At 72.0% G+C, this 14,090-nt stretch carries 11 protein-coding genes; 3 read left to right on the top strand and 8 right to left on the bottom strand.

From position 1 onward, the window contains the following. Positions 1-27 precede the first annotated feature (27 nt). Genes arfA through araB form a run of 7 tightly spaced genes read right to left on the bottom strand, consistent with a single transcriptional unit; the run spans position 28 to position 8,744 of the window. Positions 28-1,539, bottom strand: a complete 1,512-nt coding sequence (arfA, locus tag AC5L35_RS34755; protein ID WP_495063997.1) for an arabinosylfuranosidase ArfA — start codon at positions 1,537-1,539, stop codon at positions 28-30. Positions 1,540-1,586: 47 nt separating this feature from the next. Continuing rightward, complete coding sequence (locus AC5L35_RS34750) at positions 1,587-2,480, bottom strand: carbohydrate ABC transporter permease (protein WP_495063996.1); 894 nt, start codon at positions 2,478-2,480, stop codon at positions 1,587-1,589. Further along, the gene (locus tag AC5L35_RS34745) at positions 2,477-3,418 is read right to left on the bottom strand and encodes a carbohydrate ABC transporter permease (RefSeq protein ID WP_495063995.1); all 942 of its coding nucleotides are present in this window, start codon (positions 3,416-3,418) and stop codon (positions 2,477-2,479) included. The genes AC5L35_RS34750 and AC5L35_RS34745 overlap by 4 nt, the downstream gene beginning before the upstream one ends. A 40-nt stretch (positions 3,419-3,458) precedes the next feature. Next, a complete protein-coding gene (locus AC5L35_RS34740) occupies positions 3,459-4,772 on the bottom strand; it encodes an extracellular solute-binding protein (protein ID WP_495063994.1) in 1,314 nt (437 codons plus the stop codon). Positions 4,773-4,828: 56 nt separating this feature from the next. Beyond that, on the bottom strand, positions 4,829-6,340 hold the full coding sequence (gene araA, locus AC5L35_RS34735) for an L-arabinose isomerase (protein WP_495063993.1): 1,512 nt from the start codon (positions 6,338-6,340) through the stop codon (positions 4,829-4,831). Further along, on the bottom strand, positions 6,337-7,023 hold the full coding sequence (locus tag AC5L35_RS34730) for an L-ribulose-5-phosphate 4-epimerase (RefSeq protein ID WP_495063992.1): 687 nt from the start codon (positions 7,021-7,023) through the stop codon (positions 6,337-6,339). The genes araA and AC5L35_RS34730 overlap by 4 nt, the downstream gene beginning before the upstream one ends. Continuing rightward, on the bottom strand, positions 7,020-8,744 hold the full coding sequence (gene araB, locus AC5L35_RS34725) for a ribulokinase (RefSeq protein WP_495063991.1): 1,725 nt from the start codon (positions 8,742-8,744) through the stop codon (positions 7,020-7,022). The genes AC5L35_RS34730 and araB overlap by 4 nt, the downstream gene beginning before the upstream one ends. 171 nt (positions 8,745-8,915) lie before the next feature. Here araB and AC5L35_RS34720 point away from each other — a divergent pair, with 171 nt between their 5' ends. Beyond that, positions 8,916-9,950, top strand: coding sequence for a LacI family DNA-binding transcriptional regulator (locus tag AC5L35_RS34720; RefSeq protein ID WP_495063990.1), 1,035 nt, complete (start codon positions 8,916-8,918; stop codon positions 9,948-9,950). Positions 9,951-10,008: 58 nt separating this feature from the next. On the opposite strand, the gene AC5L35_RS34715 is transcribed toward AC5L35_RS34720, so the two are convergent. Continuing rightward, complete coding sequence (locus AC5L35_RS34715) at positions 10,009-10,983, bottom strand: LacI family DNA-binding transcriptional regulator (protein WP_495063989.1); 975 nt, start codon at positions 10,981-10,983, stop codon at positions 10,009-10,011. Between the two features lie 195 nt (positions 10,984-11,178). Between AC5L35_RS34715 and AC5L35_RS34710 the strand changes: the two genes are divergently transcribed. Further along, positions 11,179-13,038, top strand: coding sequence for a glycoside hydrolase family 127 protein (locus AC5L35_RS34710; protein ID WP_495063988.1), 1,860 nt, complete (start codon positions 11,179-11,181; stop codon positions 13,036-13,038). 97 nt (positions 13,039-13,135) lie between these two features. Then, a complete protein-coding gene (locus AC5L35_RS34705) occupies positions 13,136-14,017 on the top strand; it encodes a polysaccharide deacetylase family protein (protein ID WP_495063987.1) in 882 nt (293 codons plus the stop codon). The last annotated feature ends 73 nt before the right edge of the window (positions 14,018-14,090 follow it).

The raw sequence follows: 14,090 nt of genomic DNA, 5'->3' as shown, positions 1-14,090 counted from the left end.
GTTCCTCCGATCGCGTTCAGGACCTGGCTAAGCCGCCGGGCCGAGGCGCAGCACACTCCAGGACACCGGCGGCAGCTCCACCCGCAACCGGCCGTCCACCAGCTCGGCCGTGGTGTTCGGCCGCGGCACCACCCGGTCGGGCTGCTCCGCGGTGTTGCAGGCCGCCCGGTCGTCGTCGGCCAGGGTGAGCGCCTCGAGCACCGCCGACACCGGAAGTGCCCGCACGTCCACCTCCAACGCGAGCGGCTCGCTCTGGTCGCGGTTGACCGCGAGCACGGTCGCCTTCCCCGCATCCTCGTCCCACGTCGCGACGGCGTCGAGCACCGGGACGTCCCCGAAGCGGGCCGTCTCGTACCGCGGCGACGACGGCTCCATCCGCAGCACGTCCCCCCGCGCGAAGCGCGACGTCAGCGCGAACGGGTGGAAGATCGTCTGCCGCCACGCCGGGCCACCGGGTTCGGTCATGATCGGCGCGATGACGTTCACCAGCTGCGCCTGCGCCGCGGACGTGACGCGGTCGCTGTGGCGCAGCAGCGAGATCAGGAGGCTGCCGACGACCACGGCGTCGGTCACGTCGTACCGGTCCTCCAGCTGCCGTGGCGCGACCGGCCAGTCCTCGGGCACCGGCGTGTTCTTGAAGCGGCTCTGGTACCAGACGTTCCACTCGTCGAACGACAGCATGATCTTCTTCGGCGACCGCAGCTTCGCGCCGATGTGGTCGGCGGTGACCACCACCGACTCGATCATCCGGTCCATGTCCACGTTGGACGCGAGGAAGCTGCCGATGTCGCCGTCGATCGGCTCGTAGTAGGCGTGCAGGGAGACGAAGTCGACCTGGTCGTAGGTCTCGGCCAGCACCTCGGCCTCCCACGCGGCGAACGTCGGCATCCGCGAGTTCGAGCTGCCGCAGGCCACCAGCTCCAGGTCGCGGTCCATCATCCGCATCGCGCGGGCGGTCTCGGCGGCGAGCCTGCCGTACTCGGCGGCCGTCTTGTGGCCCACCTGCCACGGGCCGTCCATCTCGTTGCCCAGGCACCACATGCGGATCCCGTGCGGTTCCTTCGAGCCGTTCTCCACCCGCTGGTCGGCCAGCGCCGAGCCGGCGGGGAGGTTCGCGTACTCGAGGATGTCGAGCGCCTCGGCGACGCCCCGGGTGCCGAGGTTGATCGCCAGCATCGGCTCGACGTCGGCCTTGCGCGTCCACCGGACGAACTCGTCGAGGCCCACGGTGTTGGGCTCGGTGGTGTGCCAGGCCAGATCCCGGCGGCGCGGGCGCTGTTCGACCGGCCCGACGCCGTCCTCCCAGCGGTAGCCGGAGACGAAGTTGCCTCCCGGGTACCGGACGGTCGAGACGCCGAGCTCACGCGTCAATGCCAGTACGTCGCCGCGGAAGCCGTCGGCGTCGGCGGTGGGGTGGCCGGGCTCGTGGATACCGGTGTAGACGCACCGTCCCAGGTGCTCGACGAACGAGCCGAAGGTGCGCCGGCTGACCGGCGCGACACGGAAGGCGGGGTCGAGGGTCGCCGAGGCGCGCTGCACGAGGTTCTCTCCCAGTGGTCGACGGATGGCTGGTCGGGCGGAGGAGGTCATTCCTTGAGGCCCGCGCTGCCCACGCCGCGGATCACCTGGCGCTGGAACAGCACGTAGATGATGAGCAGCGGCAGGCCGCCCAGCAGGGCGAGGGCCATGACCTGCGCGTACTGGAGCTGGAACGTGGTCTGCCCGGCGAGCAGGCCGAGCGGCAGCGTCATCAGGTCCGGGTCGGTGGTCACCACGAACGGCAGGAGGAAGTTGTTCCACGTGGTGATGAAGGTGAAGATCCCGACGGCGCTGAGCACCGGCAGCGACATCGGGACGACGATCGTGAGGAACACCCGCAGCCGGCTCGCGCCGTCGATCTCGGCGGCCTCCTCGTACTCGCGCGGGATGGCGTCGAAGAACTTCTTGAGGATGAACACCATTGCGGGCGCCACGAGCTGGGGCAGGATGATCGCCCAGTACGTGTCGACCAGTCCGAGCGCGTCGAGCTCGTCGAACAGCGGGATGATCAGCACCTGCGACGGCACGATGATCGCCGCCACCACCGGCGCGAAGAGCCAGCGACGGCCGCGGAACTCGGTGCGCGAGAAGCCGTAGGCGGCCAGCGAGCACAGCACCAGCACGCCGAGCGTCACCGACACGGACACCAGCGTGCTGTTCAGGAACCAGCGGATGAGCCCGCTGTTGCCGAACGCCTCCCCGTACGCCTCGCCGGTGACCCGGCTGGCGAACCACTCGGGCGGGATCGCCCTCGTCTCCTCCTCCGGCTTGACCGATGTGGACAACGCCCACAGCAGCGGCACGAGCCACGCCGCCGCCATCAGCAGCGCGAGCGCGGTGAGCACCACGCCACCGGCGGTGGGACGCGGGCCGCGCCTGCGGGGGGTGGATGCTTCGGCGGGCCGCTCGCGAACGGGGCCCGCAGTGGCCGTTGCGGTCATGCTTCGCTCCTGTTCCTGACGGTGAGCCGCAGCTGGAACACGGCCAGCAGCAGGATGATGACGAACAGCAGGTAGGAGATCGCGGAGGCGTAGCCGAGCCGGAACGACGTGAAGCCGGTCTCGTAGATGTACTGCAGCACCGGGCGGGTCGTGCTGTTCGGGCCGCCCTCGGTCATGAGGTAGATCTGGTCGAACACCCGCAGCGACGCCAGCACCTGCAGCACGACGATCAGCCCGGTGGTGCGCCGCAGCTGCGGCAGCGTGATGTGGAACAGCTGCTGCCGTGGGCTCGCGCCGTCGAGGGCGCTGGCCTCGTAGAGGTCGCCGGGGATCTGCTGGAGCGCGGCGAGGTAGAGCAGGAAGTTGAACCCGACGGTCCACCAGGTCGTGGCCACCACTACCGATGCCATCGCGACGCCCTCGGTGGTGAGCCACGGCACCGCGGTGCCCCCGAGCGCTTCGATCCAGCTGTTGAACAGGCCGAACTCGGGTTGGTAGAGCCACACCCAGATCAGCGAGACGACGGTGGCCGGGAGCACGAACGGGGCGAAGTACGAAAAGCGCAGCAGCCAGCCCAGCCGGCGCGAGCGGTGCGCCAGCAACGCCATCACCAGCCCCACGATCACCAGCAGCGGCGTGCTGAGCACCGTGAACAGCGCGGTGTTGCCGAGCGACTTCCACACGGCGGGGTCGCCGAAGAGCTCGCGCCAGTTGGCCAGGCCGAGGAACTCCGACGGCGTGCCGGCGAGGCTCTTGTTGAAGAAGCTGTTGACGAGGCCGGCGAGTACCGGCCAGACCATGAAGACCGCGAACACGATCATGAACGGCAGGACGAAGAGCAGCCCCGAGGTCTCCCCGGGACGGCGGCGGCGCGTGCTGCGCTCCGCCGCTACTGGTCGGACGGTCGGTGCGGGTGGTGCGGAGCTGGTGGTGGCCATGTCGACTCCGATGTCGTGGCGGGTCGGGGTGCGGGCGGCTTCAGACCGGTGAGGGGATCGAGACGAGTCGCTGCAGCCCGGCGTTCAGCTGCGCGGCGGCCTCCGGCGGGCGCTGTGCCCCGGTCATGACGCTGCCGAGCGCGTCGTTGGCCACGGTCTGCAGGGTCGACCCGGAGCCGCTGAACCAGCCGGGTGGGTCGAAGGCCACGGCGTCCGCCGCTGCGGCGTACTCCGACTGCGGCTCCAGCGCCGCGTACTCGGCGCTCGTCACCACGGGCTGGAAGGCCGGGACGTGTCCGCCCTCGGCCCAGTCCAGACTGGACGCGAGCATGAAGCTCACGTACTCCACGGTGGCCCGGGTGGTCTCCGGGTCCCGGCCCGGCCGCTTGGGCAGCACGTAGGTGTGGCAGTCGCCCAGAGCGAGCCTGCTGCCGTAGACGTTCGGCATCTGGGCCATCCCGAACGGGAGACCCGCGTCCAGGTAGGTGGACACCTCCCACTCGCCGTTGAACGACATCCCCGCAGCGCCGCTGCCGAACAGCGCCACCGTGGCCGGGTAGTCGGAGCTGCCGGGCATGAGCTTCTCGTCGATCGAGAGCCTGCGCAGGAACTCCAGCACCTCGGTGGCCCGGTCGAGGTCGAGCACCACGCGGGAGCCGCTCGGGTCGAGCATCTCGCCGCCGGACTGCGCGTAGAGGCTCGCGAAGAACCGCCACGGCTGTTCGGCCTCGATGGACGCGCCGTAGTTGCTGGTGACGCCCTTGATCGCGCGGAGCTGTTCGACGAGCTCGTCGGGGCCCTCCGGGGAGAGGAGCTTGCCGTCGGGACCGATCAGGCCGGCCTGCGCGCAGATGTCGGTGTTGTAGTAGTGCACCACCATGTGCGTGTCGAGCGGCACCGCGTAGACCTGGCCGTCGATCACGCAGCGGTCCCACACCTCCGGCAGGAACTTGTCCGGTGTGATGCCGTACTCGGCTAGCAGGTCGGCCGGGAACGGGTCGAGCAGCGTGGTCGGGCTGAACCCGGGCAGCCTGCTCAGGTGCATGGTCGCGATGTCGGGGCCGCGCCCGCCCGCCGCCGCCATGGCCAGCTTCGTGTAGAAGGGCGGGCCCCACGGCAGGACGGTGGCGTTCAGGGCCGTGCCCGGGGTGCGCTCGCGGAACGTGCCCTGGAGGGCGACGTAGCGCTCCCCGTCGCCGCCGGAGAACAGGTTCCACTCGCGCACGAGCGTGGCACCCGGCGGAGCGGCGGTGCCGCAGCCCGAGAGCAGGGCCGTGCCCGCCACCGCGGCGCCCGCCGCGGCGAGGAAGTGGCGGCGCGACAGGCGCGCCGGTGGTCGGAAGTGCTGGTCCATGCGGTGATTTCCTCGGCGGTGAGGTCGGTCACGGGGCGGTGGGCCTGACTGGCTTACTAGAGCGCTCCGGCCAGGCGGTAGTACGCCTGGTTCCACCGCAGCTCGCGGGCGAAGCGGCGCGGCGTGGTGTCCGCGTCGATCACCACGAGCTCGGTGCGGGCCAGCTCGGAGAGGTCGTCGAGCTCCTCGACGCCGAGCGCGGTGGACAGGACGGTGTGGTGCGGACCACCGGCCATGATCCAGGTCTCCGCCGACGTGCGGAGGTCCGGCGCGGGCTCCCAGACCGCCCGCGCGACGGGCAGGTTGGGCAGCGGCTCGTCGGCGGGGACGACCTCGATCTCGTTGGCCACCAGCCGGAACCGGTCGCCCATGTCCGACATGCCGACGACGACCCCGGGGCCGGGGGCGGCGTCGAAGACCATCCGCACCGGGTCTTCTCGGCCCCCGATGCCGAGCGGGTGGACCTCCACCCGCGGCGTGGCGGCGGCGACGGTCGGGCAGACCTCCAGCATGTGCGCGCCGAGCACCCGAGGGCGCCCCGGGCCCAGGTGGTAGGTGTAGTCCTCCATGAACGAGGTGCCGCCGGGCAGCCCGGACGCGGCCACCTTCAGCGTGCGCAGCAGCATCGCGGTCTTCCAGTCGCCCTCCCCCGCGAAGCCGTAGCCGTCGGCCATCAGCCGCTGCACGGCGAGCCCGGGGAGCTGACGCAGGGCGCCGAGATCCTCGAAGTTGGTGGTGAACGCCATCGAGCCGGACGCCGCGAGCAGCTCGCGCAGCCCCAGCTCGATCCGGGCCGCGTAGCGCAGCGAGTCGTGCCGGTCGCCGCCCGCGCGCAGCTCCGGGGCGACGTCGTAGCGGTCCTCGTACTCCGCCACGAGCTTGTCGACGTCGGCGTCGAGGCTCGCGTGCACGGCCTCGGCGAGGTCGGTGACGGCGTAGCCGTTGACCGTGACGCCCCAGCGCCACTGTGCCTCGGTGCGGTCCCCTTCGGTGACGGCGACGTCCCGCATCGTGTCGCCGAAGCGGGCCAGCCGCAGCGACCGGACCTCGGCCCAGCCCAGCGCCGCCCGCGCCCACGCCCCGACCCGCCGCTGCACCTCGGGGTCGTCCACGTGACCCGCGACGATCTTGCGGACGACCCCGAGCCGCGCCTGGATGTAGCCGAACTCCCGGTCGCCGTGCGCGGCCTGGTTGAGGTTCATGAAGTCCATGTCGATCGTCGCCCACGGCAGCGACCGGTTGGCCTGGGTGTGCAGGTGCAGCAGCGGCTTGCGCAGCGCGTCCAGCCCGGCGATCCACATCCGGGCCGGGGAGAACGTGTGCATCCAGGCGGTGACCCCGACGCAGCGCGGGTCGGCGTTGGCGTCCAGGGCCATCCGGTGGATGCCGTCGGAGCTGGTCAGCACCGGCTTCCAGACGATCCGCACCGGCGCGGCGCCCGAAGCGTCGAGCGCACGGGCGATCTCCTGCGACTGGGCGGCGACCTGCGCCAGCGTCTCCTCGCCGTAGAGCCCCTGGCTCCCGGTGAGGAACCAGATCTCGCGGTCCCCGCTCGCCGACGCCGTCACAGCTTCGCTCCCGTCTGGCCGTACACGTTCTGGTAGCGGTCGAACAACGCGTCCACGTCGTCGGGTGGGATCGGGACGAGCGGCCCGAGCTGACGCGCGATGTGCGTGGAACGGGCCACGTCCTCGCACATCACCGCCGCCTTCACCGCGGCCTTCGCGTCGGGGCCGATCGAGAACACGCCGTGGTTCTGCATGAGCACGGCGCGGGAGCGGTGGCCCGACAGCGTCTCGACGATGCCGCGGCCGATCGAGTCGTCGCCGATGCGGGCGAACGGGCCGAGCGGGATCGGGCCGCCGAACTCGTCGGCCATCGCCGTCAACGCGCACGGGATCGGCTCGGCGCGCGCCGACCACGCGCTCGCGTACGTCGAGTGGGTGTGCACCACTCCCCCGACCGCGGGCATGTGCCGGTACACGTACGCGTGCGCCGCGGTGTCGCTGGACGGGGAGAGCTCACCGTCCACGAGCGCACCGTCGAGGTCGCACACGACGATGGCGTCGGCGGTGAGGTCGTCGTAGGACACCCCGCTGGGCTTGATCACGAACAGGTCGTGCCCGGGCACCCGGGCCGAGACGTTGCCCGCCGTCCACACGACGAGTTGGTAGCGCACCAGCTCGGCGTGCAGTGCCGCGACCTGCTCGCGCAGCTCGTCGACGACATCCTTTGCGGACTCGGGGATCACCGTGCGTTCTCCTGTTCCTGGTCCTGACGGAGGGCCCGCGCGCGCAGGGCACGCAGGCGGTGCATCACGTCGTTGCCGCCGCCTGTGCCGCGGCGGCCGAAGTGCTCGTGGAGGCGGACGTACTCCGCGTAGAGGTCGTCGTAGGCGCGCGCCCGCGCGGGGTCGGGGCGGTAGACGGCCTTGTTGACCTTGCCCATCGCCGCCGACGCGGCGTGGACGTCCGGGTGCGCACCTGCGGCGACGGCGGCGTGGATGGCCGAGCCGAGCGCGGGGCCCTGGTCGGAGCCGATCGTGGAGAGCGGGCGGTCGCAGACATCGGCGTAGATCTGCATGAGCAGCGCGTTCTTCAGCAGCCCGCCCGCCACCACGAGCTCCGCGACCGGCACGCCCGAGCGTTCGAACGCCTCGATGATCGTGCGGGTGCCGAAGGCGGTGGCCTCGAGCAGCGCGCGGTAGGTGTCCTCCGGCCGGGTGGCCAGCGTCTGCCCCACCACCAGCCCGGACAGCTCGTGGTCGACGAGCACCGAGCGGTTGCCGGAGTGCCAGTCGAGCGCGATCAGGCCGTGCTCGCCCACGGCCTGCCCGGCCGCCAGCTCGGAGAGCAGGCCGTGCACGTCGAGGCCGCGCTCGGCCGCGCGCTCGTGGTAGCTCGGCGGCACGCTCGTGTCGACGAACCAGCCGAAGATGTCACCGACCCCGCTCTGCCCGGCCTCGTAGCCCCAGAGCCCCGGCAGGATGCCGCCGTCGACCACGCCGCACATCCCCGGCACCTCGCCGAGCCGGTCGGACACCATCACGTGGCACGTCGAGGTACCCATGATCGCCACCATCTGGCCGGGCTCGACGGCCTGCGCCGCAGGCACCGTCACGTGTGCGTCCACGTTGCCGACGGCGACCGCGATGCCCTCGGGCAGCCCGGTCCACGCGGCCGCCTGCGCCGTGAGCCCGCCCGCGCGGTCACCGAGCCGGCCGATCGGGTGCTCCAGCTTCGCCTCGACGAAGTCGGCGAATGCGGGGTTCAGCGCGGCGAGGTAGTCCCGGCCCGGGTAGCGCCCGTCCTGGTGGATGCCCTTGTAGCCCGCGGTGCAGGCGTTGCGCAGGTACGTCCCGCACAGCTGCCACACGATCCAGTCGGCCGCCTCCACCCAGCGCTGCGTGCTGGCGTAGACCTCCGGGTCCTCCTCCAGCAGCTGCAGCGCCTTGGCGAACTCCCACTCCGAGGAGATCCGGCCGCCGTACCGGGCGAGCCACGGTTCACCGCGTTCCTCGGCGAGGGCGGTGATCCGGTCGGCCTGGGCCTGCGCGGCGTGGTGCTTCCACAGCTTCGGGTAGGCGTGCGGACGGCCGGCCAACTCCGGCAGCTCGCACAGCGGCGTGCCGTCGGCGAGGGTCGGCAGCACCGTGCACGCCGTGAAGTCGGTGCCGATGCCGACGACGTCACGCGGGTCCACCCCGGACGCCGCCACGGCCTTCGGCACGGCGGTCCGGAGCACCTCCACCCAGTCGGCTGGCACCTGCAGCGCCCAGTCGGGCGGGAGGACGGCGCCGGTGGCGGGCAGGGTCCGCTCCACCGACCCGTGCGGGTACGGATGGACGGCGTCGGCGAGCTCCTCCCCGTCCGCCACACGGACCACCACGGCCCGGCCGGACAAGGTGCCGAAGTCGATGCCCACGACCACGGCACGGCGCGGGTCAACGGCGCGCTCCCCGGGACTGCTCACGAAGCCCACTCCTTCTCACGACGGTGTGAACGCTCACATTGTTAGCGCTAACACGGTTTGTCAAGAGTTGCCTGCTCCGCTGATCAGGTCTCGCCCACCTGCGTCACCCGGCCGGGGGCACCGTGATCGACGCCGCTCACTCGACGGCCCGGTTTGGGGCAGCATGCACGCATGCACGACTCGGCGCCCGCCCCCGTCATGACGGACGTGGCGCGGCTGGCGGGGGTCTCCCACCAGACCGTGTCACGCGTCGTCAACGGGTCCCCGCACGTCAGCACGCCCACCCGGACCAAGGTGCTGGCGGCGATGGAGCAACTCGGCTACCGGCGCAACGCGGTGGCGCGGGCACTGGCTACGCGCCGGTCCGGCACACTCGGCGTGATCACCTTCGACACGGTGCTGCACGGCCCGGTCACCACGCTGTACGGCGTCGAGCAGGCCGCGGGCGCCCTCGGGCTGGGGGTGAGCATCGCGGTCGTCGACCGGGTGAGCTCCGACGCGGTCATGCGCGCGCTGACCCGCCTGGAGGACCAGTCCGTCGAGGGCGTGATCGCGCTGGCCACCCAGGAGGACGCCGTCCGGGCCCTCACCGCGGGCCTGCGGGCACTGCCCGCGATCTTCGTCGGCGGCCTGGCCGGCGCGGCGGGGGCCGGTGCGACCGCCGTGGGCACCGACCAGCTGGACGGCGCGCAGGCGGCCACCCGGCACCTGCTCGAGTTCGGCCACCGCACCGTGCACCACCTGGCAGGCCCGCAGGACTGGCTCGACAGCCGCTGGCGCGTCGAGGGCTGGCGGGCCGCACTGGAGGCGGCGGAGGCCCCGGAGGCCCCGCTCGTCGAAGGGGACTGGAGCGCCCGGTCCGGTTACGCAGGCATGCGGGCGATGCTCGCCGCCGACCCCGGTCTCACGGCCGTCTTCGCCGCCAACGACCAGATGGCCCTCGGCGCGCTGCGCGCGCTCGACGAGGCCGGCCGCCGCGTTCCCGAGGACGTCAGCGTCGTCGGGTTCGACGACGTGCCGGAGGCCGAGTTCTTCCGGCCGCCCCTCACCACGGTGCGCCAGCACTTCGCCGAGGCCGGGCAGCGGGCGGTACACCTCCTGCTCGACCTGATCCGGCCGGAGGAGTCGCTCGCCGACACGACCCCGCCACCCCTCGTCCCCACGGAACTGGTGGTGCGCCGAAGCTCGGGCCCCGCAGCCCGATAACCGCTGCGAGATCTCCCTTTCCGCCCCCGAGAGGGCGAACACGCAGATCTCGCGGCGATCAGTCGGGCAACGTCGAGCCCCGGACGACCAGCCGGGTGGGCAGCTCCAGCGCGCCGGAGTGCGGGTGGCCCCCCACGGCGTCGAGCAGCATCCGCGCGGCACGCCTGCCCAGCTCCTCCAGCTCCAGGTCCACAGTGGTCAGCGGAGGGCGGCAGGCCAGCGCCATCACGTCCCAGTTGTCGAAGCCGGTGACCGCGACGTCCTCCGGGATGCGGCTGCCCAGCCCGCGGAGCCGGTCGCAGACACCGCGCGCGATCTGGTCGCTCCCGCAGGAGATCGCGTCCAGGTCGGGGTGCGCGCGCAGCAACAGGTCGACCGCCTGGCGGCCCCACCGCTCGCTCCACTCCCCGTAGAGCGGGGGGCCGCGGAACGCCGCACCGGCCGTCTCGGTGGCCGCGGTCGCTCGCTCGACGGCGCTGCGGTGCCGCTCCGGCCCGGTGACGTGCGCGATCGCCGCCCGTCCGGTGCCCGCGAGATGCGCGACGGCGGACGCCGCACCGCCCCTGTCGTCGACGAGGACGGACGCGTCCGCCGGGTCCGTCGACCCGTTGAACGCGTAGACGACGGGGATGGGGACGGCGATCGGCGGCCGCGGCTCGGTGCGGCGGCCGGTGACGATGATGCCGTCGACGCGACGGGCGAGCAGCGTGCGCAGGTAGTGCTGCTCGCGCAGCGGGTCGTCGCGGGTGTCGCACAGCAACAGCGCCATCTCGCCTGCGCTCAGTGCGTCCTCCGCGCCGAGCATGATCGGGATGCTGAATCGCCCGGAGCTGTCGGTGGTGACCAGGCCGACCGTGTAGCTGCGCCCGGACGACAGGGCGCGCGCCCGTCCGTCCGGGGTGAAGCCGAGCTGTTCCGCGGCGCGCCGCACGCGCTCGCGGGTCTCCTGGCGCAGTTGCCCGGTGTCGTTGAGCGCCTTGGACGCCGTGCCCGGCGAGACACCGGCCAGTGCGGCGACGTCGGTGATACGCACGACGTCGGCCTGGCCGGCTGAACTGCTGGTCAGCAGACAGCTCCTTTCCGCTTGTTCCGTGTCGTGCGCAGCCTACCGGCCCGCCGCCGAGAAACCCGAGGCCAAGGGTTGACCCGATCGGGATGAGCGACCTAACGTCTGGCGGAAAAGGAATTCCGGATTTCCGTCCGGCTCGACAGCGCGCACAGGAGCGGCATGACGACGACCTCGCCCCGCACCCTCGGCACCGCACGCGGCCCCGCCCACCCCACCAACACGGCCAGTGTGCGGTTGCAGCCCCTGGGCCTCGGGGAGTCGAGGATCACCGGCGGCTTCTGGGCGCAGCGGCAGCGGGCCAACGGCGCCGCGGCCATCCCGCTGGGCCGCCGGCGGCTCGACGAGGCAGGCAACCTGGAGAACCTGCGGATCGCGGCCGGTGTCTCCTCCGGCGAGGTCGTCGGCCCGATCTTCGCCGACTCCGACGTGTACAAGTGGCTCGAGGCGGCGGCCTGGGAGTACGCCCGTAACCCGTCCGACGAGCTGCTCGCCGTGCAGCGGGAGGTCACCGCGGTCGTCGCGGCCGCCCAGGCAGACGACGGCTATCTCAACTCCGTCGTCCAGGTCCGCCACCGCGACCAGGGCCGCTACGCCGACCTGCCGTGGAGCCACGAGCACTACTGCGCCGGGCACCTCATCCAGGCCGCCGTCGCGCAGGTCCGGTGCACCGGCGACACCGCGCTGCTGGACGTCGCGGTGAAGCTCGCCGACCACCTCGCCGACACGTTCGGCGAGGACCGCCGCCACGACGTCGACGGCCACCCGGTGATCGAGACGGCGCTCGTGGAGCTGTACCGCGAGACGGGCGAGGTCAGCCACCTGGAGCTGGCGCGCTACTTCGTGGAGGCTCGCGGCCACGGCCTGATCGCCGCCTACGGGCAGGAGCCCACCTACTTCTCCGACCGCGTCCCGGTACGCGAGGCCACCACGGTGGAGGGGCATGCGGTGCGCGCGGTCTACCTCGCCGCAGGAGCCGCCGACGTGGCGGCCGAGCTGGGCGACGGCGAGCTGCTGGGTGCGCTGCGCAGGCAGTTCGACCACATGATCGCCACCAAGTCGTACGTCACCGGCGGCCTGGGTTCGCGCTGGGACCGCGAGTCCTTCGGCGACCCGTACGAGCTGCCGACCGACCGCGCCTACGCGGAGACGTGCGCCGCGATCGGCGGCGTGCAGTGGGCGTGGCGCATGCTGCTGGCCACCGGCGACGCGCACTACGCCGACGCCATCGAGCGCATGCTGTTCAACGGGTTCCTCGGCGGGATCTCGCTGACCGGCACCGAGTTCTTCTACGTCAACCCGCTGCAGCTGCGCGGCGACGCCCACGCGGACGAGAACCGCTCCCCCGCCCACGGCCGCCGTGGCTGGTTCGACTGCGCGTGCTGCCCGCCCAACGTGATGCGCACACTCGCCGGCCTCGACAGCTACGTCGCCACGCGCGACGCCAGGGGCGTGCAGCTGCACCAGTACACGCCGGGCACGCTGACCAGCGGCGACATCGAGCTGGCGGTGGAGACCGAGTACCCGTGGGACGGCCTGGTGCGGGTGCGCGTTGTCGCCACGCCGGGCCCCTTCGCACTCTCCCTGCGCGTGCCGCGGTGGGCGGAGGGCGCCACCGTCACCGCAGGCGGTGCGACGCAGGAGGCCCGGCCCGGCTACGCGCGACTGGAGCGCGACTGGAGCGCCGGGGACGTCGTGGAGCTGCGGTTGCCGATGGACGTCCGCACCACCGTCGCGCACCCCCGGGTCGACGCCGTGCGCGGCTGCGTCGCCGTCGAACGAGGGCCGCTGGTCTACGCGGCCGAGCAGGCCGACCACACCGCACCCGTCGACGACCTGCGCATCGACCCCGCCGCAACGGCCACGATCGAGCACCGGCCCGACCTGCTGGGCGGCGTCACCGTCGTCACCGCGCGGGAGCGCACCGACGCCGGCGGCGAGCTCGACCTGACCCTCGTCCCGTACTTCGCGTGGGCCAACCGCGGTGCTGGTCCGATGCGGGTCTGGATTCCCACGATCTGACCCATCCCCCGCGTCGCCGGGCTCACCCCGGGGCGATGACGGGCTGAGCAGCACCGGCGCGTTTCTATCGAGTGGACAGTCCTTCGAGACTTGGATCATGGAGACACCGTCACACGCACCCGACGCCGCACCGGTCCGTTCCAGTGAGCTGCTCGGCTTCCCGTCCGACGCGCGGGTGCTCATCGTCAACTGCGACGACCTCGGGATGTACCACGCGATCAACGTGGCGATCGTCAGTTCCATCCAGGAAGGGATCGCCTCGTCGTGCAGCTTGATGGTGCCGTGTCCGTGGGCATTGCACGCCATGCACCTGCTCCGCCGGCAGCCGGAGATTTCCTTCGGGATCCACCTCACCCTGGTCTGCGACACCACCCACTACCGCTGGGGGCCGGTGAGCGCCCGGGAGAAAGTGCCCTCCCTGCTCGACGAGAGAGCCCGCTTCTTCCCTCCTGGCCGGATCCCCGAACTGCTCGCGCAGGCGCGTATCGGCGAGGTGGAACTCGAGTTCCGTGCGCAGATCGACGCGGTGGTCGACGCCGGGCTGACACCGACCCATCTCGACTGGCACTGCCTCGCCGACGGCGGTCGCGACGACATCCTCGAACTGACCGTGGCGCTGGCCGAGGAGTACCGCCTCGCGGCGCGGGTCTGGCTCGAGCCGGGGCGCAGCACGCTGCGACGGCGCGGGCTGCCCGTCGTCGACCACGGGTTTCTCGACAGCTTCAGCCTCGACCTCCGCGGCAAGCACGCCCGGTACGCCCAGTTGCTCCACGACGTGCCGGTGGGCCTCAGCGAGTGGGCGGTGCATCCCGGACTCGGCAACGAGGAGTCCCAGGCGATCGATCCCGACGGCTGGCGGGTGCGCCGCACCGACCACGAGTTCCTCACCTCGCCGGAAGCGCGTCGAATCGTCGAGCAGGAAGGGATCGTCGTCATCGACTACGGCACCGTCCAACAGGCGTGGGCGGGCCGGCCGTAGCCGGTAGCTCACCGTTGATGACACTCCTGTACCGGATGATGATCGGTCGGCACGATTCGGGCGCGCGACACTT

The sequence above is a fragment of the Pseudonocardia sp. OZ21 genome (assembly GCF_059359135.1).
The sequence above is the reverse complement of the archived record's forward strand: the minus strand, read 5'-3'. Positions and strand labels throughout refer to the sequence as shown.

Coding starts and splice junctions, on each gene's coding strand:
- AC5L35_RS34720 (WP_495063990.1), top strand. CDS start 8,916: ATGCACGACTCGGCGCCCGCCCCCGTCATGACGGACGTGGCGCGGCTG.
- AC5L35_RS34705 (WP_495063987.1), top strand. CDS start 13,136: ATGGAGACACCGTCACACGCACCCGACGCCGCACCGGTCCGTTCCAGT.
- AC5L35_RS34750 (WP_495063996.1), bottom strand. CDS start 2,480: ATGACCGCAACGGCCACTGCGGGCCCCGTTCGCGAGCGGCCCGCCGAA.
- AC5L35_RS34745 (WP_495063995.1), bottom strand. CDS start 3,418: ATGGCCACCACCAGCTCCGCACCACCCGCACCGACCGTCCGACCAGTA.
- AC5L35_RS34740 (WP_495063994.1), bottom strand. CDS start 4,772: ATGGACCAGCACTTCCGACCACCGGCGCGCCTGTCGCGCCGCCACTTC.
- AC5L35_RS34710 (WP_495063988.1), top strand. CDS start 11,179: ATGACGACGACCTCGCCCCGCACCCTCGGCACCGCACGCGGCCCCGCC.